Raw genomic sequence first — 1,068 nt, forward strand, 5'->3', positions numbered from 1 at the left:
ACCCTTTTGGATTGGAACAAGTTGATGGTCGATCTGATGCGCAATTATGTGACGACCATCCCGGCGGAGGGAATATTTATTATGATGCGGATAATGATGGCGTACAAGATGACGATGAGCCCACTCAACGGGTACTAGTTTGCATAACTGGCATGGGTATTGACGATTATCTTGGCAGCGGTCTTCCAAGCTTGGGCGATTACGGAGACGATGAGCCTCAGCGTGGGCCATTGGGAGAGTGCCGGCCCATACCAATGACAAATCCCAACTGCCCAACCAAAAAAGGGTTTCCTAAGCCGCCACCATTATTACCTAACGGATGCGGCTCTACTGGTGCATCCGGCTATGCGCCTGACATATTCGACGCTTGTGATGCTCACGACATTTGCTACGGCACAATTGGACGATCACAAGCATCCTGTGACGGCGAGTTCCTTTTAAGGATGGCGGCCGAATGTAACGGTGCGGCTTTGTGCACTAGCGCGGCGGCCGGATATTATCTCGCCGTCAGATTTAGAGGTCGTAGTGCGTATGAAGGTGCCCAGCGAGATGCCCGAAATCGGCGAAATAATGGAGTGAGCGAGTGACGTTTAATAAAAAGATTTTCCTCCTTCTCGCGCTTTATTCGATGGGCGTTATAGCACTTTTCAATGGTTGGACAAATGAACCAATCTATACGAGCTTCATCCCTCCGCTTGACGGAGCTTTGGATACCAAGATAATTTATGGTTTTTATATATGCATAACCCTATCCCCCTTAATATATTTAGCTGCATTTTTGATTTTCAGATCAAAGAAGTAAATAATTTTTCTTAGAGTCAAGTTTCGCTTGCAGCCTATGACTATTGACACGGCTCTAAAAAATAATCGCGATATATAGTTACGTGCGATATATAAATTCGCGGATAGTTTAAATTATTACATTAACCTCTTGGCGCCCCACCGGCTTTATACTGACGACGATCCAATCGTGAGTTTTGTTGGTCCTTTGGCGCGCTGTCTCAGGCAAGCAGCTGGTCTGTCAGAAACGCCTTGGATTGCCTTGCTAATGAGTGCGGATCGCCATAG

Annotated in this window: 2 protein-coding genes; both read left to right on the plus strand. The window is 46.8% G+C overall.

Annotated elements, in window-relative coordinates; genetic code table 11:
• Nucleotides 1–587: hypothetical protein (locus COV52_05360; protein PIR11154.1), on the plus strand; the 587-nt coding region annotated here is incomplete at its 5' end.
• Complete coding sequence (locus tag COV52_05365) at nt 584–802, plus strand: hypothetical protein (GenBank protein PIR11155.1); 219 nt, start codon at nt 584–586, stop codon at nt 800–802. The genes COV52_05360 and COV52_05365, both read left to right, overlap by 4 nt.
• Nucleotides 803–1,068: the final 266 nt, after the last annotated feature.

This window comes from Gammaproteobacteria bacterium CG11_big_fil_rev_8_21_14_0_20_46_22, assembly GCA_002796245.1.
Lineage (GTDB): Bacteria > Pseudomonadota > Gammaproteobacteria > UBA12402 > UBA12402 > 1-14-0-20-46-22.